Raw genomic sequence first — 19,017 nt, 5'->3', positions numbered from 1 at the left:
CTCCTCCCACAATGAAACAAACTATATTCAATAGTATCATAGAAAATCATCCCAGCACAACTGATACGCTATCCTTTCAACGATCATTATTTATTTTGATAAACTTCAGGCTTTAATATCCCTATAAACGGAAGATTGCGGTATTTTTCCGCATAGTCCAGACCATAACCGACAACGAACGCATCCGGAACTTCAAAACATACATAATCTGCCTCAATATTTGCCTTTCGCCCGCTCGGTTTGTCCAAAAGGGTTACAATTTTAACGGATGCTGCTTTCCGATACCGGAAAAGATCGACTAAATAGCTTAATGTCAATCCGCTATCGATTATATCTTCAATGATTAAAAGATCCCGGCCTTCGACGGAAGTGTCTAAATCCTTAATTATTTTCACCTCACCCGATGAAACGGTTTTGTTTCCATAACTGGAAACGTCCATAAAATCAATTTCCAAATATGTATTGATATGCTTTATTAAATCCGCCATAAACGGCATAGCACCTTTTAAAACCCCGATAGCGAGGGGAAACTTATTTTTATATTCCTCCGTTAATATCGCTCCTAATTCTTTTACTTTTTCTTTGATTTCTTCTTCAGAAATTAAGACTTTTTCAATATCTTCGATCATTTCCTTTCCTCCTGATGAGATCACTGCTCTTTATATTGTAATACAATATAAGATTCATTGGTAATGCTAATTTCCTCTAAATTTGATTTTTTTACAAGCGGAATCCATATGATTTGGCCGTTGCCATTTTCAACGATTGGGAGAAGGTTGCGCTCTTCCCTCGGTATTTTTTTATCAATAAAAATATCTTTTACCTTTTTCGTGCCGTTCATGCCTTTAATTGTCATTTTGTCTCCTTTTTTTCTGCTCCGAATAATTAAAGGCGGAACGTACCATTTTTTTGGAAGATAGAAAACGTCATCACCTTTATACGAAGGAATCCCAAAAAAGGTTTCAGTAAAAAATATTTTTCCGTTCGGCAAATGTATTTTTCCCGGTACCGGTACCGTGTAGCAGAAAGATTCACTATTTGGCGATTGAAACGTAAAGGTGCATTCATCATAAGATTTTATGACTTTGAGCCCCATAGGCAAATGAAGCATCCCCGAAGGGTGCGCTTTCATCAAAAATTCGTTTACATTTTCAATATGAACAGCCGAGAAGGAGCCGCTTTTTATCAGATCATTCAATATTTGATAAACCGCTCTCCTTTTGATCGGATCAGGAAGCTTTTTATATTCTTGTTTATGAATAGTAACGGAAGAATTCGTTTTTCTTATCACTACTTTATTTAATTTTTCCTTCGTTAATTCCTCCAAAAATCGCTCATCATCCAAAAAGACCTCACTGAAATATTGAAAATGTTCATGCAGCCTTTTGTTCTCCTTTTTCAAAAACGGCAAAACATATTTGCGAAACCTGTTCCGTGTATACGTATCTTTTTCATTGCTTGGATCAAATCGGGGCGCCAGCTGAAATTCTTCACAATACTTTAAAATTTCATCCTTTGTTGCGGCTAAAAAGGGGCGTATGATTCTCCCTCTGCCGAAAGGCCGTATGACAGGAATTCCCGCTAGTCCCTTCCCTATTGTTCCGCGAACAAGATTCATTAAAATCGTTTCAATTTGGTCATCTCCATGATGAGCTAGAGCCAAAGCATCCGCCTGAAGCTGATCCATCAATTCTAAGAAAAATTGGTAGCGGCATTCTCTAGCAGCCTGCTGGGCATTCAACCGGTGTTTCTCAGCATAACGGGCCGCATTGATTTGCTTAGCGTAACAAGGTATGTTTAATTCCCGGCAAAAATTGATGACAAATTCCATCTCTTTTTGTGATTCTATGCCTCGGAACATATGATCAACATGTGCTGCTATAACAGTGATGCCAAATTGATCTTTAAATGTATTTAAAAAATGTAGAAGTGCTAGTGAATCCGGGCCGCCGGACACACCTACTATGACCGTACTATTTTTTTGGAGCAATTGATGTTTTTCAATAAACGCACATACATTTTGAATCAAAGACCGTCACATCCAATATTTCTCTAGTTATCTTTATCCTATCATTATTTGCCTGCCTTCTGCAAAGACAAAGCCTTTTGCATTTTACTGTTATTTTCCTAAAAGGGAAGCAGTTCAGATCGGACATTTTTTGAAATAGTCGGGGCACTCGCGGAAGCATGAGAAGGGGGAAAAGCACTGCCGCTTTAAACAAGCAGCAGCCATTTACAGAAGTGTCGCAAAAATATATAAAGAATATAGAAATGCCAGGCAAACCATGATCACCAATGTTTCGATCACCCCTTTGCTTTTCTTTTTCTTTCTTTTTCGATTGTTAGCTGTCCTTTTCGGTTTAGATTGTGCTTGTACATTTCTCTTTCTTTGCAAATTAGCGTTTGAAACATGATGCAAAAGATCCTGCTTCATTTCCAAAGCGGATGAATAGGAGCCAAATAAAGCTTTCGTCAACACTTGTTTTCTTTCGTTTAAAAAAGGATGGGAGTTAATGATTTGCATCAATTGCTCCTTACTGTTTCCTTTTTTTGAAAAGCGTTTTTGAAAAACAGCATTGATAATAATCATACCGACTGCAAAAAGATCATATTTCGGTTCAGCTTTTCTCGTCCCCAATTCCCAGTATCCCCTGTCAAAAAACTCTGTAAATTCTTTAATGGATCTTCCGTTTATCGTTGTGCCACCTACATCAATACAGCGAATTTTAGGAGGAGGTCCTGTAACAATTAGATTGTCAGGCTTTAAATCACCAAAAACCCAGCCTGACTGATGAAGCTCCTCCAAATTGGACAAAAGCTGCAAGATTAGCACGTCAATCCAAATCGCACCATTATTTTTAATAAACTGGATAAAATGTTCACCTTTAACATACTCCATAACATAAAACGGAAGCATCTTTCCGCTAGCTGTGTTAAACCAATCGTCCACATCGATCAAAGAAGGCCCAAGGCACGAACCTTGGACCTTGGCCAGTCTCTTTAACACGTTTACTTCTGAAGTGATTCCCATGCTATTTTCACTTATTTTTAATGCTGCATACCCTTTACTGGATTCAATCAGGTAAACCGACCCTGTTGCTCCGCACCCCAGCATTTTTAATATCCGATACGTGTTTCCATGCCATTTTCCTTTAATAATGGTACCGGGAAGAACTTTACATGCTTTGTTCATCGAGGTATTCATCATCGAGCATTCCCCTCAATGAGCGTTTTTGTTTAAAATGTTGTATAGCTCCTTTTATCGCCGGACCAGTTGGTGTCAATCCTTCTGTCGTTAATTTCGGAAAAATGGTTGATAAAGAATCCAGTTTCGGAGTCCAATCCAATAAAATTTCTGTTTCTGATCTTTTCCCAGGAAATATAAACAGCGAATATTGATTATTGCCTATTCTTGAATTTAGGCTAATGGATAAATCAAAAAGCGCTTCTTTTACCGTTGGAAGCTTTGGCCCCATGCTTGCGCTCGTATCTACGAGAATTAAAATTTCTAAATTGACCGTTTCACCAAGCTCTTCCACAACCTCCATAACTTCACCACGCTGTTCAGGCGGCAGCTCTTCAATAGAAGTTGATTTTCCTAAAATATGCTTTAATTCACGATTAACAACTCCCTGCAATGTTTGTGTCATCGCTTTTCTAGTGACCATCTGTACTGTTTGTGAAAGCTGATGGGCATAAACTACCTGGCTCACTCCTCCCCCTGCCTCAGCAATTCCTTCTATTTCCTGCATTGCATCTTGATCTATCACTTTCTCTTCTAAAATCCCAATTACGTTGACAGTAATCCCATGCTCCTTAGCTAAAGCCGCCATAGCAATTGGATCTTCACCATGATTTGAGCATCCGTCAGTTAACAACAAAATTTGTTTTAATGTCCCTTTTCTCATTTTTCCTCCTCCTGGTCAATGATTTATTACCATCCTCACCAGAAGGAAAACGTTTTATACTAAGCATGGCAGAAAATCAGCTTATCTTTTTCGATTTATAAAAATTTGAAACAGGGATCGCCGCCCATTTCGGTGTATTATGATTAATTCGAGCCACCACAACTGTCATATCGTCATCGATTGCCCCCGATCTGGAGCGGATCACCTCCTCCATAATTAAATCGGCTATTTCTTGTGGATCATCAGTCTCTATTTCTTTTATTTTTCTTTTCATCCATAAATCATAATTTTCTACATGCCTTGGTCCCTCAAATATTCCGTCACTCATCATAATTAATAAATCTCCTGCTTTTAGCTGTTCGTCTACAATGTCCACCTCAAAATCATCGATAATGCCGATCGGCAAATTACTAGACTCGATTTTGACAATTTTATTTCCTCGTTTAATAAAACTCGGAGTAGATCCGATTTTCATAAATTTGCAATTGGCGCTTTGTAAATCAATGATAGACAAATCTAATGTTGCATAAATTTCATCTGTCGTTCTCAGCGACAATATAGAGTTGATGGTTTTGATAGCAATTTTTTCATCAATGCCTGATTGAAGAATTTTTTCCAACAATTTAATCGTTTCATTGCTTTCAAAATGAGCCCTTTCCCCGTTCCCCATTCCATCGCTAATGGCTATGGCAAATTTTCCGACGCCCAATTCAATCATGGAATGGCTGTCGCCTGAAACAAGACCTCCTCCTTTTGCAGCATGAGCAACACCCGTTTCCACTTTGTATGCTTTTGCAGAACCGAACACAACGTGGCAAAATCCATTTGGATAACCTGCACATTCTTCATTTTTCACGATGATCATTTCGTTTAATATATCGGAAAGCATCGGAGCAATAATTTTTTCACATTCTCCATGGCCGCCGCAATACGGAATGCTCATTTCTATATCGACGTTCCCTTTTTCAAGGCTGTATATATCAATATGGCCAATTTCTAAACCGAAGTTTTGAAGAGCATAGAAAATTTGCTCTTCCTGCAGAAAATGATGTTCCCGTTCCTTTTTCATTTCCCGAGAAAAGTCGGACATTACTTGAGCAACTCCTAGCAGCTGTTCAGCTACCAATCTTCTGCTTTCTTGCACTTGCTTTTTTAATTTCCGATTCGCTTCTAAAAAGTGCATTTCCTGCTCAATCGTCCCGACCACTAGATTAGCTTTCGAACAATGCCTGTGAAGCTTTTTCTGCAATCTGCGATTATTTGCATACGTCTTTTCTTTCGTTTCATTCATCACTTGCTTCATTAATTGATATGTCTGGTCAAAATTGTTGACCCAACATTTCTCCTTCTTAAAACAAGTTTGGCATGTCTGTCCGGTGATCTTGCTTAAAAATAAATCCGTTTCTCTTTCTATATCCTCTCCATCCTCCGGGTAAAAAGTCGAAAAGCTCTCAGATAATGCCCGAAAAACGTTAGAAAATTGATCAACCCGCCGAGCAGTTATATCACGTATATTTCGAACATACTTTTGCTGCTCCAAAACATGCTCGTTTGTTCCAGGAATATGCTTTGCCAGCTGTTCTGTAAAGCTTTTCGGGGTCAGTAAAAACAGCAAAACCGCGGCGCCCGATTCCCATAAGGTTGTCCAAACATCAGCCGATCCTTCTCCATATAGCGTGATTAAAAGTGAGCCAATGATCAGGCCAACTGACGCTCCTGCTTTTTGTCCTTCCTTTAGCAGACCTCCCAATAAACCTGAAAATGCAAGTAGGCTCATATGATACAAATTGGAAACATTCGCCAGGCTAAGCACCAAACCTGTTACAGCACCAACTGTACATCCGATGCCTGCACCTCCGGTAAAAGCGAGCAATAGGACAATATATCGTGAAAGAACGTGTTCCGCCTGTATATTTTGGTAACTGATTCCAACTAAGCCCGTCATGACGGACGCAAGCAAAATCATCAAGCAGATAATCTCTTCGACTCGTAAAGTTTGTTTATATTTCCGCACTGAAAGAAGCGGGATGCTCTGCAAAAAAATCAACGTCAGGATGATCGACAGACCTGCCTCAACCCCTGTCATTAAAAGATCGTACGTGCTGATAAATCCTGCAGTTAACTTTGAATATAAAAGGCGGCTGGCAGCAAGTCCCGAAAAAATCGTAAAAGGCAATATTTTTATTTCATCTGTTTTAATGAAAAAACTAGTCATTTTATGAAGCAAAAGAAATATACATATAGAAGAAAGCACTAACAAACATAATTCCAATGAGATGGTGAATGCCCCTGCAATTAGTGATAGTGCAGCAAGCAATGCCTTGTCCCTTTTTAAAAGCCATACAGCTCCAAAAAAAGGAAGGGCGAACGGAATAATTTCAGATAAAATAAAAGCTCTCCCCAGCAAAAAGCCGACCAATACATAAACAAACCCTTTGTGAAACAGAAAAGAATGCAAATGCAGCCCCGCTCTTTTCCAAGATCTCCATAGAAGTGATTGTGTTCTTTCCAATTGGACATTGGCAAAAGGTATCAGAAATCTTCTCTCAACTTTTTCCATTATAGCGACACTCCTCCTACTACCGTAATTGATAGTCATTATACAAGCTTTTCATAAAGGAATTTGTCAAAAGGAGGAAATTGTTTATAAGAATATTTCGACGATTTCTGTTATAGACGACAAATCTTTTAAAAGGAACAGAGCAGCCCATTGAGACATTGAGTCGCGTCATTTCAAAGAGATGATTGTAACAGCGTGTTAGTCCGTTTTAAAAGCGAAAGCCGAAAAACATGAGTCGGAACTTGTTGAAATCGGTGAAAAATTAAATTTATCTATCCTATATAAATACAAAATTTTAAACTTTTCCATAAAAAAAGACTCTTTCTTTTAAAGAAAGAGCCTCTTCTCATGACCCGTACGGGATTCGAACCCGTGTTACCGCCGTGAAAGGGCGGTGTCTTAACCACTTGACCAACGGGCCAATATTCAATTGGTAGCGGCGGAGGGAATCGAACCCCCGACCTCACGGGTATGAACCGTACGCTCTAGCCAGCTGAGCTACGCCGCCAAATCAACTGCATCTTTATGTTCATGTAAAATACGCACATGTTCTATAATACATATGAACATGAGAGCCGTCAACAATAAAATAAAAAAATAATTTTCGGACAATTTAAATACACCACCTGAATCTTCAGGTGGCGGTCTGCGATCATCTATAACATTAACAGCAGCAAGTTACCCCCTTCTTGCTCCTCTCCCTCCTCGTCTTGATTCAGTGTGACGCCGAAGTGAAGCAAGACGGTCCTCGCTCTCTTTTAAAAAGCGGCTCATTTTTTGCTCAAAACTTTCTTTGGAACGATGATCATGTTTTTTTGGACGATCTTTTGCCTTTTTGATGGACAATCCGATTTTTCCGTCTTCTTCTACATTAATAACCTTGACTTCAACCTCATCGCCGACTTTTAAATGATCATGAATGTCTTTCACGTAATTGTCAGCAACTTCACTAATATGAACAAGTCCTGTTGAGCCTCCTGGCAGCTCCACAAATGCTCCAAAATTCGTAATGCCAGTTACTTTACCTTGTAACTTGCTGCCAACTTCAATTGACATAAAAAAAATGCTCCTCCTTAAATCATAAAAAAATTAAAAATAATTTATTTAATTATACAAAAATAAAAAAACGGGGTCAATATTACTGTTCATTCCCCGGAATATTAAAAATGACTTCTCCTTCATCAGATAAAAAATAATCTTTTCTTGCAAGCTTTGTGATATATTCTTCATCCTTCAGCTTGATGATTTCCGCCTTCAAATCTTTTTCCTCTTCTTTTAAATTCTCCAGTTTTGTTTCAAGCTGTTTTTTTTCTTCAAGCTTCTTATTGATAGCAATTGATTGAGAAACGAGCGTTGACGCCATAATCGCAATACAAGTAACAGCCATTATACCAAATGCAGCTAACCGTCGAATTAGCCCTCGTTTTCTTCTTTGTCTCATCTCAGCTTTAACTTCTTGTCCAGGTTCATTTGTTTGCTGCAGCATAGCTACATTCAACTCTCGTTTCTCTCTCATTCCTGCAATCCCTCCTAAATTTAGCGGAACCGACGATACAGCTTACGTAACATATTCTTTATATTTATGAATATTCCTTCTATGATTTGTTTCGAATGCAGCATCTTTTGCTTTATTGGTTGAGGAGCTTTTCCCAAAAGTATGTTCAATCCCCATAGTAATGGCGCTAATAATATTTTACATAACTTGAATAAGAGTTGTGAAGACCATTTGATAACCTTCCATAAAAATAGTAAAAGAGACATAGAACATGCTATCGCCATATGAACTATCCATTTAATAGGATTGATAAGAAGCAGTAAAACGATTTTTACAAAAAATTGGTATATAGAAACAGCGATTTTTATCATAATCCGCAAACATGCCATGTATCCGTTCCGTAGGAGGCTTTGATAGGCGGCAAAACCGCATAAAAGTGCTAAAAATACATAAAATCTTAATTCCCCTTGATTTACATACAATAGAACATAAAAAGTTAAAAGTCCTTGAACCGCCCAAAATACTAAATCGTTTAAAAAAACAACCCACCTTTTTCGATCCCATCTTTTTAAAAAAAAATTGTAAGTATCAAGTGCGGCGCCTAGAAAACTGCCCATGCCGATCATCGCAATCATGGTGTAAAATTGAGTGGTAAGGGTCATTTAAACAACTTGCTAAAAATGCCTTTAGCCTTCTCCGAGCTGAAATCATCTAAATAAGAAACTTCATAAATTTTTCCTTTTATGGATACGACGCCTTTATCGACATCCAAGTTTTTCATTTGTAAATGTTCTCCCCGAACCGCGAGCGGACCCATTACCGTCTCAAGCAAAAATTCCTCATTATCAAAGCTTTCCACCTGCTTCACGCCAGAAATATCTAACAGCTTCCGGTCCTTCATGACTACATTATGCTCCTGCACGGTTTCTTTATGTGAATGGTTACCGCCATAATACTGGCTCATTATCATCCCCCCGCACTCTAATTAATGGATGCTTTCCTTTTACATTTTTATGTAAGATGTGCAGGGTTTAGAACAAGCCTTGTTGTTTCCTTGTACAATACAGGGAGCGTTTTATAAATCTGTCCTTTGTTCTTCCTTCAAAATGGTATAAAGATTTTTTGCCTCTTCCTTCTTTACTGTTTCATTTATAGATTCGATTTTTATTGTCACTACCTTATGTCCAAATTGAATGGACAGCTCGTCGCCAACCTTCACATTGGAGCTCGCTTTTGCTGGATGCCCGTTGATTGTCACTCTTCCTTGATCTGCCACTTCCTTGGCAAGCGTGCGTCTTTTCACCAGCCTCGATACTTTTAAAAATTTATCTAATCTCATGTCCGATCCCTCTCTTTCATTTTAGCCTCTTCCCAATATTGATCCATTTCTGCCAAAGACATACTTTTTAAATTTTTCCCAGCATCACGGGCCTTTTGTTCTATAAACCGAAATCTCCGCGAAAACTTTTCGTTTGTCATGACTAATGCTTCTTCAGGCTCAATTTCGTAAAATCTTCCAACATTAATAAGAGCAAACAGAATATCGCCGAACTCTTCTTTTGCTTTTTCCGTTCCGCCATCTCCATTATCGATTTCCTTTTTAAACTCCTGCAGTTCTTCTGACACCTTCTCCCAAGCATCCAGTACATCCGGCCAATCGAAACCGATTTTCGCCGCCTTTCTTTGATATTGATAAGCTTTTGACAGAGCTGGGAGCGCCTTTGAAACAGAATCTAACAGTGATTCGCTCTCATTCCTGTTTTCAGATTTTTTTGCTTCCTCCCAGCTCTTTACAGCTTCTTCTGCATTTTGTGCCTCGACATTGCCAAAAACATGGGGATGGCGGCGGATCATTTTATCTGTTAACATGCGAATCACATCATCAATGGTAAAAAATCCTTCGTCATCTCCAATTTGGGCATGAAGCACCACCTGAAGCAAAACGTCTCCGAGCTCTTCAATCATATGATCAATATCATTTTCATCAATAGCTTCAATCAGCTCGTAGCATTCTTCAATTAAGTACCGCTTTAATGATTGATGGGTTTGCTTTCGATCCCACGGACAGCCGTTTGGCCCGCGAAGTGTTCGAATGACGTTTCGCAACGCTGAAAAGCGATGATACAGCAATTGTTCATCCTTGACCGGCGGGATGTATAACGATGTTAAATTGCTCAGTTCTACACATCTATCCATTTCATATAATCGAACTTTTTTAATGTCCTCGTATTTGCTCCCTGCAGCCGTTACGAGGTAAACTTCATAATCGAACGGCAAGTCTTCCATTAACGTCAATTTCACATCCGATGCAATCATCTTGTCATAAACTTGGCAAATAATCAAATGCTGCCGAAAGGAAAGCTCTTCCCGCTTCATATCCTGCGCATCAATGAATTGCAAGCCTTCGACAGGATCGATGCGCAGAGCTTGAAACATTGCATCCAAAAACGATTGTCCGCCCTGTATCGACACATTTACTTTTCCTTGCTCCATTTCCTTCAGCAAAAGCTGAACGGTTTTTTCTGCAACAAGCGGATGTCCAGGTACCGCATATACGATATGCTGATATTTTTCTGCTTCCTCCAATAGTTTTTTTGCAATTTCCGCATAAACATCTTCAAATTGATCAAACATTTCATAAACGGAATCGAAAGACTGAAACGAGCCAATTTCGTCTTTAATTTCACTTAAAACAGGATGATCCTCTGTTCTTACAAATAGCGGCAGACTGGAGGTCAAAATTTTAAAAACCCCTAGCGGCAGCTGATCGACATCCCCCGCACCCAGGCCAACAATCGTAATTTGCTTATCCATTTTCCTTCCTCTCTTTCCATGCACTGATCTTATTTTTAAAAGGCAAGCTCTCTATTTCCTTCCCTGTAAAAATGGCTGATTGGATGATGAAAAACATATACACAGCCGCTCCGAAAACGACAGCTGTCAATGATTGAATGGAAGCGCTCATACGCGTTTCGTCTGATATAAAAAAATCAAATAGAAAAAAGTAAAGCTTGATCGATAAAAACATGACAACAGCAGAGCCAATCATTTTCCATACAGCCTTGAAAGAAGCTAACTTATATTTTTTCCGATTTAAAACCGCTAGATTCAACAAGCACACGACTCCATATCCGCAAACAGTCGCCAATGCCGCCCCGTATGTATGGAAAAACGGAATGAAGCATTCATTGAGTAAGATTTTCACGGCTACTCCGGCTAAAACAGATAAAGCCGGCCAGACGGTTTCATTGACTCCTTGCAAAATGCCGGCAGACGTTATCGCAACCGAGCTAAATAAAATCGAAATGCTGAACACCGATAATACGCCCGCCCCTTTTGTATCGGCAAACAGCATGAAATCAACTTGCTCGATGATGGAAATTAAACCTGCCGTAGCCCCGATGGCGACAATCAAACAAATTTTAAAAGATAAGGCGACATGCTGCTGAATATATTGAAATGCTTTATGCCGAAACGATGAAATAAGCGGAACAAGAGACAATGCAAGAGATGTAGCTGCAACCGTTCCTACCTGCAATAGCGGTTGTCCCCGATCATATATGCCTTTTGCTATTTTCGCTGCTTCAGGATCTGCACCGCTGTTGACCATCAGTTTATACAGCTGAAATGAATCTGCCAATTGCATAAAAATCATCAGCATGCTCGTCAAACAAAAGGTCACAGTATAAATCAGCAATTTGGTTAAGATCTTTTTCACAGATACAGCCGCTTCTTTCGATGATCGGGAAAGCGGTAACGGCACTCTTTTTTTCCAATATACAAGCAAAAGCATAAACGCCCCGATATACCCAATGAGGGAGCTAAAAATGGCGCCGGCAGCTGTTTCATAAAGATCGAATCCTTTATAAACGAAATAGCAAGTGATCGATAAAAAAGCACCGACCCGTATAGCTTGTTCAACGATTTGCGACAAAGATACCGGCAGCATTTCATGGCAGCTTTGAAAAACGCCTCTTAGCATTGAAATAAATGGAAAAAACAGAAACGAACATGCAGCCGCTTTTAATAAAAGCGCCAGTTTCGGATCACCCATCCAACGGGCAAGCTTGTCAGCTCCTAAAAACAAGCTCGTGAACGAAAACAGACTGATCAAAGCAAAAAAAGAAAAACAGACGACCAATATTTTCCGGAAATTTTTAAAATTGCTGCCATCGCCATACTCATTCAGCAGCTTTGACAGAATAACCGGAAATCCCGTTGTCGATAAAACCATGACAATTGCTAAAAACGGATATATTTGCTGATAAATATAAAAACCGATATCCCCTACAATATTTTGATAAGGAACTCGGTAGATAGCACTTAATCCTTTCGTAATGATTCCAGCAGCCGTCAATAAAACCGCACCTTGCAAAAATTTGTTCGTTCTTGCTTGAGGCACATTTTGAATCACACGTTTACTCCTTCCAAAATTCATGCTTCATCTTTTTCCAGCATATTATAACATAATCTCGTCCACATTCGGCCGAAAGAGAATCTTTAGAGCGCTCGGCTAAACTTCACGGCTTTTAAGTCCAAATTCCGGCATAAGTTCCGTAAATAAAAAAATCCTAACACATACCCCATTTAACCTTCGTGGTATCGCAATACTAGAGACACCTTACCTGAAAGGTTTATTTTCTGCTCCTTGCCACGCTCAATAAAATTTAACAGCGATGAAATGCCTGCTATCCTGTTGACTATTGTGAAGGGAATTGACTGTCCGCCCTTCGAAGTGATGAGCTTTCTTGGCAAATTCACCGGCAGGATTTTAGAAAAATTCCCCAAAATAAGAAGGTGAATTAGAGGAACAAAAGGTTTTAGTCTGTTCCTAAAGAGGAAAAGCAGAACTTCAACAAACCGTGTCGAAATATCATATAGATGAACTTTGAAAATCATGGAAATAAAACCATCCAACACAATCATGTTTTACGTTGTAGCTTTCCATCCGAAAGATGTTTTAAACAGGTAGCGCCGTCGTTCGTTAAATACGTGAAGAGTGGAAATAAAGAAGAGACCACAGAAATTGTTGTGAATTCTGTGGTCTCTTTTATTAACATGGTGTTGGAGACAGTCTGCTTGTGGAAGAAGTAAAAAAGTATTATTCCCTTTATTGTTCCATTTGTCTTGCCAAAAAACTAGCGGCTGTCTCAACTGCCTTACTTTCTACTTCTGTTAAAGGCTGCTCATTCGAAAATATGACAACAGCCCCGATAGGATCACCGTTTGCAATGATCGGTCCAATGCAATAAGATTTTACTCGTTCAGTTACACCATCAGCGATTTCAATTTCTTCTTCTTCTGAAATGAAAACCGATTGCCGTTCATCCATCACCCGTTCCAGCAGCTCGCTTATATTTTTATTCAAATACTCTTTTTTCGAAACTCCGGAAACAGCAATAATAGCATCACGATCACATATGAGAACGGGGCTGTTTAAGCTATCGAATAACGCTTCAGCATATTCTTTCGCAAAATCACTCAATTCACTGATTGGGGAGTATTTTTTCAGTATTACTTCACCATCTCGGTCAACGAAAATTTCTAATGGGTCGCCTTCACGGATACGCAATGTTCTTCGAATTTCTTTAGGAATGACTACACGGCCTAAATCATCAATCCGTCGAACGATACCAGTTGCTTTCATCTTATGCTGCCTCACTTTCATCTAAAGATTAGTAAAGTAGCGATTGCCCTTTTTCCATTTTTGGAACAATCACCATCGTTGAAATTAGTATCCTTCACTAACCACGTAATATACATGATGAAAGCGAATTTTTTCCAAACACTGCTTAAAAACCCATTGCCAGCATTTCCATTTTAACCCTGCTTTCAATATTAGCCGGCAGAAACTTCTTCTTTCTTTGCATCTTTTAAGCCTGCCAACAGCTTCATTAAAATAGACAGCCATTTTTCAGTTTCTAAATTATGAATTTGCAATGTTAATTTCAGCCTTTTTCCTTCCATGCCAAACCCGACTATGCGACCGAATTCATCCGTTAGCTCGAACAATTTTTGTCCGTCAAAGGAGCTGCTTGCTTCCTCTGAAATAAGAATCGTGATAAGATCTTTCGTTTGTTTAATGGCTTCGACTTTTTCTTGCCGTGCATATAACTTTAGCTTCGCTACTTTAAACAAAAAGTCTACTTCCTTTGGATACTCGCCAAATCTGTCCAATAATTCTTCATGCAGTTCCTGTAAATCATCAAACGTTTCGATGCCTCTAAACCTTTTGTACATGTCAATCTTTTGTTTTCCATCATCAATGTAAGACTGCGGAATGTAGGCATCTAATTCAAGCTCAATTTCAACTTCCCTTTTTGTCTCTTTTGGCCGTTCACCTTTCCGTTGTTCGATCGCTTCCTTCAGCATTTGGGAATATAAATCAAAACCTACCGAATCAATGAAGCCATGCTGTTGGGGACCTAACAAATTACCGGCTCCCCTAATGGCCAAATCACGCATCGCAATTTTAAAACCTGAACCTAATTCAGTAAATTCTTTAATGGCCTGCAATCGTTTTTCAGCAACTTCTGATAAAACTTTGTCCTTCCGGTAAGTAAAATATGCGTAAGCGACACGATTGGAACGACCGACACGCCCGCGCAATTGATAGAGCTGAGAAAGCCCCATTTTATCGGCGTCATAAACAATCAATGTATTTACATTCGGAATGTCCACTCCTGTTTCAATAATAGTTGTGCTGACAAGCACGTCATATTGGCCATCCAAAAAGTTTAATATTACCGATTCAAGCTCATTTTCAGACATTTTTCCATGTGCAAAGGTTACTCTTGCATCTGGAACGAGCATAGAGATTTCATTGGCTTTCCGGTCGATATCCTCAACCCGGTTATATAAAAAGTATACTTGACCTCCTCGCGCTAATTCACGTTCGATCGCTTCTTTCACAAGCATTGGGTTATATTCCGCTACATATGTTTGAACAGGAAAGCGATTTTCTGGAGGAGTTTCAATAATTGATAGATCACGCACGCCGATCATGGACATGTGGAGTGTTCTTGGAATCGGAGTTGCCGTCAAAGTTAACACATCAATGTTTGCTTTCATTTGTTTTATTTTTTCTTTATGTGTAACTCCAAATCGCTGCTCCTCATCAATAATCAACAAGCCTAAATCTTTAAATTGAACATCTTTGGAAAGCAAACGATGTGTTCCAATGACTAAATCGATCGTTCCATTTTTCAAGCCTTTAATCGTTTCATTCTGCTCTTTTCTCGTCCGGAAGCGGCTTAATACACCAATGTTAATTGGGTAATCTTGAAAACGATCCCTGATCGTTTCGTAATGCTGCTGCGCTAAAATGGTTGTCGGAACAAGAAAGGCAACTTGTTTTTGATCCATAATCGCTTTGAAGGCAGCCCGAATCGCCACCTCGGTTTTCCCATATCCGACATCTCCGCAAAGAAGTCGATCCATCGGCCGCTCCCGTTCCATATCCTTTTTCACCTCTTGAATGGAACGAAGCTGATCTTCTGTTTCTTTATAAGGGAATGTTGCTTCAAACTCCCTTTGCATTTCCGAATCAGGGCTGAACGCATAGCCTTTGCTTGCTTCCCGCTCAGCATACAGTTTAATTAAATCGTCAGCAATATCTTGAACAGACGATTCCACTTTTTTCTTAACTCTTTTCCATTCGTTTCCGCCTAATTTGTAAATTTTCGGCTCTTTTCCTTCTGTGCCCACATATTTTTGAACTTGTTCAATTTGTTCAACTGGAACATACAGTTTGTCATTTCCTTGGTAACGAATGTGCAGGTAGTCTTTGTGTATACCGTTAATTTCTAAAGTTTCAATTCCAAGATATTTTCCAATCCCATGATTAACATGTACGACATAATCTCCCACTTCAAGCTCAGAATAGCTTTTAATTCTTTCTGCATTTGAAAGTTTCTGCCTTTGCTGTCTTCGTTTAACCCTCTTTTTGAAAAGTTCTTCTTCCGTTATGACCGCAAGTCGTCCTAAAGGAAGTTCAAAGCCTGTCTGTAAATCTCCTTTTAAAATGTGCAGCCCCTTTGACAGAATGTGGTTTGAATCAGAAATGACCGCTTCAATCTCATAGTCTCCAAGCACCCGTTCAAGTCTTTTGGTCCGTTCATCATTTGCACCGAGAAAAACTACGGTGTAATTTGCCTTGATCCAGCGATCAACTTCTGATTTCAACAAGTGCATTTGTCCATGGAAATTTTGCATCTGCTTGCAAGACACGTTCATCAAATTTTGCGGGTTTGTATAGGGGACATGCCGCAAAAACAGTGATAAATAAACAATTGGATAAGATGTGTCACGTATAAGCTGGTAGTATTTATGGGACACTTTCGCATCATGGACAATTTTCCCTTGTTCCAGTAAAGAAGTAAACCATTCTCCTTCTTCATTCTCAAGATGATCAACCATTTCATGCACACGGCTTACTTCATCAATGACAATAACCGTATCCGCAGGGAAATAATCTAGCAAACTAGCAGGTTTGTCATAAAAGAATGAAAAATATTTAAAGAACTCCTGATCCTTCTGCTTATTTTGCAATTTTTCCAGATCATAGCGGATATTTTCTATAAATAAATTTTTGTGCTCATCTTTTTTCAATTTCTTTAAGCTGTTTGATAAAGCCGCTTCTAACTGCTTCATTCCTTTTTCATAATGGCTGTCCGTTAAAATGATTTCCTCTGCCGGTCCGATTGTCACTTCTTGAATCATTTCAATCGATCTTTGGTCTTCAAGACTGAACGTTCGGATTGAATCTACTTCCGTATCAAATAGTTCGATGCGAATAGGATGTTCCTCCGTTAAAGGATAAATATCAATAATTCCACCGCGCACGCTGAATTCCCCAGGAGCAGACACCATGGAAACACGTTCATATCCCATTGAGTGAAGATGCGGAAGCTTCTCGTTTAATTCAAATGTTCCTCCAACAGAAATAGAAAGCTGATGGCTTTTCCATAACTCTTTCGGTGGGAGCATTCGTCTTAATGCAGCAACAGGGGCTACAACGATGCTTTTTTCACCTTTACATAAACGATTCAACACTTCCATCCTTTGTGCTTTTAGCTCTGGACTTGCGACTGCGATCTCAGATGCGATCAATTCATTTACAGGATACAAATAGACGGAATCGCCTAGTAAATTATTTAAATCTTCATAAATGATCTGAGCTTGATAAAGGTTATGAGTCACAACCAGCATCGGTTGTTTGATATCTTTGTAAAAAGCGGAAATAAATACAGACCTTGCTGAGCCAGAAAGTCCGGCTACCATTTGCTCTTTCAAACCTTCTTTTATACCGTCTACAACTGCTTGAAAGTCGTTTTGCGCATAAAAAAATTGATACAGGCTTTCCAATCTCCAGCCTCCTCTCGACAAATATAAAAATGCTTTGGAAATTTTGAAATCAAGTTTCCAAAGCTTTTACTGTATAAAATTTTCATATTGATGAAAATCGGGATTTCGCTCTAGCGCCTCCTGACAATCTTCACAAATACTTTTGACATGAATATCACCGTTTGGAAGATACTCGATCATTTCTTTCCGCTCTTCGTTCGTTAAATGATGAAAACCTAAATCGACGCTAAAAACAGATTTTTCAATGCTACCAATTTTGACGCCGCAATGGCGGCAATAATAATGAAGCGGCATCCTCCAACCTCCTGCACTTGTGGAATGAAAGGTTTTATGATTATTATGAACGGCAGGAGCCATTTTTATACGTTTGTTAATTGTATTCGTTCATGACTTCTAAGAATGGCGTGTGTATCCATTTTTCACATGCACTAGCCGATCGATCAACGGAATGTTGAATATGGTGCATTTCTTCTTCTGTAAATTTTCCTAATACATAGTCGACGATATCCATCGCGTGTTTCGGACGGCCAATCCCAATTCGAATCCGTTTAAAATCTTCCGAACCTAAATGCTGAATGATAGATTTCATTCCGTTGTGACCACCAGCACTCCCTTTCATTCTAAGGCGAATCTTGCCTACAGGCAAATCTAAATCGTCATATATTACAACCAACTGTTCAGTTGGGACATTGTAATAATTCAGTAAAGGACGAATGCATTCACCCGATAAATTCATAAATGTAAGCGGTTTTATCAATAATATCTTTTCATTTGAAAAATGACCGATACCGTATATCCCGTTAAATTTGCTTTCATTTAAAGATATGTTTAAACGCTTTGATAATTCATCAATTACCATAAACCCAACGTTATGTCTAGTTTGTTCATATTTTTTTCCAGGATTGCCAAGCCCTGCTATTACTTTCATGAAATGTCCCCCAATTTTTTATGATAGTGAGATGACAATTAATAGCATAAAAGACGTAACCAAAATAGGTTACGCCTAATTTATTCTTCTACAGCTCCGTCTTCCTTCTCTTCACTTTTTTGCTCATCAGCCGTATCCAAGTCTTCATTTTCCGGCGGCAGGATGGTTGCCACAACCGTTTCAGGCTCATCTAAAATTTTAAACTGTCCATCTGTTTGAATATCTTGTACATGGATTGTATCATCTATTTCTAAGTTTGTTACATCGACTTCAATCGCCGAAGGAATATGAGCAGGTTTCGCTCTCACTTCCACCTCATGTGTTGTCTGCTGCAGCACACCGCCCTCTCTTACTCCTTTTGCTTCTCCAATTAAGACAATTGGTACTTCGATATCTACTTCATCATCCATATCGACAACATAAAAATCCGCATGTATAATCGTGTTTTTCATTGGGTCATGCTGCAGTTCGTACAGGAGGGCTTGATGGTTTTCGCCGTCAAGCTGAATGTTCAACATCGTATTGCGCCCTTGTTCGCGCAAAATTTTTAACAATTCCGATTCGCTCACTAAAATCGCTTTGTTCTCTTGTTTTTTTCCGTAAATTACGGCAGGAATTTGTCCTTGCTTTCTAGCTTTTCTTCTTGACGAATTGGTAAATGATTTTCTTTCTTTTGCATGTATGACTGCTGTCATGGTAATCCCCTTTCTTTCAGACTTTTTTTCTAATAACTCAATTCGAAAAAAGCCTTCTTACTACT

General features: G+C 39.0%; 17 protein-coding genes and 2 tRNA genes. All 19 read right to left on the bottom strand.

Translation table 11 applies throughout. The annotated features are described in order from the left end of the window. Positions 1 to 86 precede the first annotated feature (86 nt). The 19 genes from hpt to NSR00_RS12610 all read right to left on the bottom strand — a co-directional run bounded on the left by hpt (position 87) and on the right by NSR00_RS12610 (position 18,952). Positions 87 to 629, bottom strand: coding sequence for a hypoxanthine phosphoribosyltransferase (gene hpt / locus NSR00_RS12695; RefSeq protein ID WP_066247237.1), 543 nt, complete (start codon positions 627 to 629; stop codon positions 87 to 89). A 20-nt stretch (positions 630 to 649) separates the two neighbouring features. Next, positions 650 to 2,026: a tRNA lysidine(34) synthetase TilS gene (gene tilS / locus NSR00_RS12690; protein WP_311067311.1), complete on the bottom strand. Its 1,377-nt coding sequence runs from the start codon at positions 2,024 to 2,026 to the stop codon at positions 650 to 652. Positions 2,027 to 2,233: 207 nt separating this feature from the next. Beyond that, complete coding sequence (locus NSR00_RS12685) at positions 2,234 to 3,208, bottom strand: protein kinase domain-containing protein (protein WP_340789328.1); 975 nt, start codon at positions 3,206 to 3,208, stop codon at positions 2,234 to 2,236. Further along, positions 3,177 to 3,908 carry a VWA domain-containing protein gene (locus NSR00_RS12680; protein ID WP_340789327.1) on the bottom strand — a complete coding sequence of 244 codons (732 nt, stop codon included), beginning with the start codon at positions 3,906 to 3,908 and terminating at the stop codon, positions 3,177 to 3,179. The genes NSR00_RS12685 and NSR00_RS12680 overlap by 32 nt, the downstream gene beginning before the upstream one ends. 76 nt (positions 3,909 to 3,984) lie before the next feature. After that, complete coding sequence (spoIIE, locus tag NSR00_RS12675) at positions 3,985 to 6,468, bottom strand: stage II sporulation protein E (protein WP_340789326.1); 2,484 nt, start codon at positions 6,466 to 6,468, stop codon at positions 3,985 to 3,987. A 349-nt stretch (positions 6,469 to 6,817) separates the two neighbouring features. Continuing rightward, positions 6,818 to 6,889 (bottom strand) — tRNA-Glu (locus NSR00_RS12670). A 10-nt stretch (positions 6,890 to 6,899) separates the two neighbouring features. Next, positions 6,900 to 6,976, bottom strand: a tRNA-Met gene (locus NSR00_RS12665). A 170-nt stretch (positions 6,977 to 7,146) separates the two neighbouring features. Further along, on the bottom strand, positions 7,147 to 7,524 hold the full coding sequence (locus tag NSR00_RS12660) for a S1 domain-containing RNA-binding protein (RefSeq protein ID WP_063387569.1): 378 nt from the start codon (positions 7,522 to 7,524) through the stop codon (positions 7,147 to 7,149). A gap of 82 nt (positions 7,525 to 7,606) precedes the next feature. Beyond that, complete coding sequence (locus tag NSR00_RS12655; RefSeq protein ID WP_063387570.1) at positions 7,607 to 7,984, bottom strand: FtsB family cell division protein; 378 nt, start codon at positions 7,982 to 7,984, stop codon at positions 7,607 to 7,609. Between the two features lie 20 nt (positions 7,985 to 8,004). Next, positions 8,005 to 8,580: a spore cortex biosynthesis protein YabQ gene (gene yabQ, locus NSR00_RS18115; protein ID WP_445659582.1), complete on the bottom strand. Its 576-nt coding sequence runs from the start codon at positions 8,578 to 8,580 to the stop codon at positions 8,005 to 8,007. Between the two features lie 41 nt (positions 8,581 to 8,621). Next, on the bottom strand, positions 8,622 to 8,927 hold the full coding sequence (gene yabP / locus NSR00_RS12650) for a sporulation protein YabP (protein WP_063387572.1): 306 nt from the start codon (positions 8,925 to 8,927) through the stop codon (positions 8,622 to 8,624). Positions 8,928 to 9,038: 111 nt separating this feature from the next. Beyond that, on the bottom strand, positions 9,039 to 9,302 hold the full coding sequence (locus tag NSR00_RS12645) for an RNA-binding S4 domain-containing protein (protein ID WP_063387573.1): 264 nt from the start codon (positions 9,300 to 9,302) through the stop codon (positions 9,039 to 9,041). Then, the gene (gene mazG / locus NSR00_RS12640; protein WP_094244841.1) at positions 9,299 to 10,777 is read right to left on the bottom strand and encodes a nucleoside triphosphate pyrophosphohydrolase; all 1,479 of its coding nucleotides are present in this window, start codon (positions 10,775 to 10,777) and stop codon (positions 9,299 to 9,301) included. The genes NSR00_RS12645 and mazG overlap by 4 nt, the downstream gene beginning before the upstream one ends. Further along, the gene (locus NSR00_RS12635) at positions 10,770 to 12,377 is read right to left on the bottom strand and encodes a putative polysaccharide biosynthesis protein (protein ID WP_340789324.1); all 1,608 of its coding nucleotides are present in this window, start codon (positions 12,375 to 12,377) and stop codon (positions 10,770 to 10,772) included. The genes mazG and NSR00_RS12635 overlap by 8 nt, the downstream gene beginning before the upstream one ends. 696 nt (positions 12,378 to 13,073) lie before the next feature. Beyond that, entirely contained in the window at positions 13,074 to 13,610 is a 537-nt protein-coding gene (spoVT, locus tag NSR00_RS12630; RefSeq protein ID WP_327864069.1) for a stage V sporulation protein T, read from the bottom strand. Between the two features lie 191 nt (positions 13,611 to 13,801). Further along, on the bottom strand, positions 13,802 to 17,329 hold the full coding sequence (mfd, locus tag NSR00_RS12625; protein WP_340789323.1) for a transcription-repair coupling factor: 3,528 nt from the start codon (positions 17,327 to 17,329) through the stop codon (positions 13,802 to 13,804). A 66-nt stretch (positions 17,330 to 17,395) separates the two neighbouring features. Next, positions 17,396 to 17,623: an anti-sigma-F factor Fin family protein gene (locus NSR00_RS12620; protein WP_063387577.1), complete on the bottom strand. Its 228-nt coding sequence runs from the start codon at positions 17,621 to 17,623 to the stop codon at positions 17,396 to 17,398. Positions 17,624 to 17,699: 76 nt separating this feature from the next. Beyond that, positions 17,700 to 18,257 (bottom strand): aminoacyl-tRNA hydrolase, encoded by a 558-nt coding sequence (gene pth, locus NSR00_RS12615; RefSeq protein WP_063387578.1) that lies wholly within the window; start codon positions 18,255 to 18,257, stop codon positions 17,700 to 17,702. An 80-nt stretch (positions 18,258 to 18,337) separates the two neighbouring features. Continuing rightward, entirely contained in the window at positions 18,338 to 18,952 is a 615-nt protein-coding gene (locus NSR00_RS12610) for a 50S ribosomal protein L25/general stress protein Ctc (RefSeq protein ID WP_340789322.1), read from the bottom strand. Between the last annotated feature and the right edge of the window lie 65 nt (positions 18,953 to 19,017).

This window comes from Aeribacillus sp. FSL K6-8394, from assembly GCF_038008865.1.
GTDB classification, from domain to species: domain Bacteria; phylum Bacillota; class Bacilli; order Bacillales; family Aeribacillaceae; genus Aeribacillus; species Aeribacillus composti.
This window is presented reverse-complemented; position numbering and strand designations above follow the sequence as displayed.

Bases quoted from the DNA above. Each gene is read 5' to 3' on its own strand.
- NSR00_RS12620 (WP_063387577.1), bottom strand. From the start codon at position 17,623: ATGCCGCTTCATTATTATTGCCGCCATTGCGGCGTCAAAATTGGTAGC.
- NSR00_RS12680 (WP_340789327.1), bottom strand. From the start codon at position 3,908: ATGAGAAAAGGGACATTAAAACAAATTTTGTTGTTAACTGACGGATGC.
- NSR00_RS12660 (WP_063387569.1), bottom strand. From the start codon at position 7,524: ATGTCAATTGAAGTTGGCAGCAAGTTACAAGGTAAAGTAACTGGCATT.
- NSR00_RS12645 (WP_063387573.1), bottom strand. From the start codon at position 9,302: ATGAGATTAGATAAATTTTTAAAAGTATCGAGGCTGGTGAAAAGACGC.
- mazG (WP_094244841.1), bottom strand. From the start codon at position 10,777: ATGGATAAGCAAATTACGATTGTTGGCCTGGGTGCGGGGGATGTCGAT.
- NSR00_RS12655 (WP_063387570.1), bottom strand. From the start codon at position 7,984: ATGAGAGAGAAACGAGAGTTGAATGTAGCTATGCTGCAGCAAACAAAT.
- NSR00_RS12610 (WP_340789322.1), bottom strand. From the start codon at position 18,952: ATGACAGCAGTCATACATGCAAAAGAAAGAAAATCATTTACCAATTCG.
- hpt (WP_066247237.1), bottom strand. From the start codon at position 629: ATGATCGAAGATATTGAAAAAGTCTTAATTTCTGAAGAAGAAATCAAA.
- NSR00_RS12685 (WP_340789328.1), bottom strand. From the start codon at position 3,208: ATGATGAATACCTCGATGAACAAAGCATGTAAAGTTCTTCCCGGTACC.
- yabP (WP_063387572.1), bottom strand. From the start codon at position 8,927: ATGAGCCAGTATTATGGCGGTAACCATTCACATAAAGAAACCGTGCAG.
- yabQ (WP_445659582.1), bottom strand. From the start codon at position 8,580: ATGGGCAGTTTTCTAGGCGCCGCACTTGATACTTACAATTTTTTTTTA.
- pth (WP_063387578.1), bottom strand. From the start codon at position 18,257: ATGAAAGTAATAGCAGGGCTTGGCAATCCTGGAAAAAAATATGAACAA.
- spoVT (WP_327864069.1), bottom strand. From the start codon at position 13,610: ATGAAAGCAACTGGTATCGTTCGACGGATTGATGATTTAGGCCGTGTA.
- spoIIE (WP_340789326.1), bottom strand. From the start codon at position 6,468: ATGGAAAAAGTTGAGAGAAGATTTCTGATACCTTTTGCCAATGTCCAA.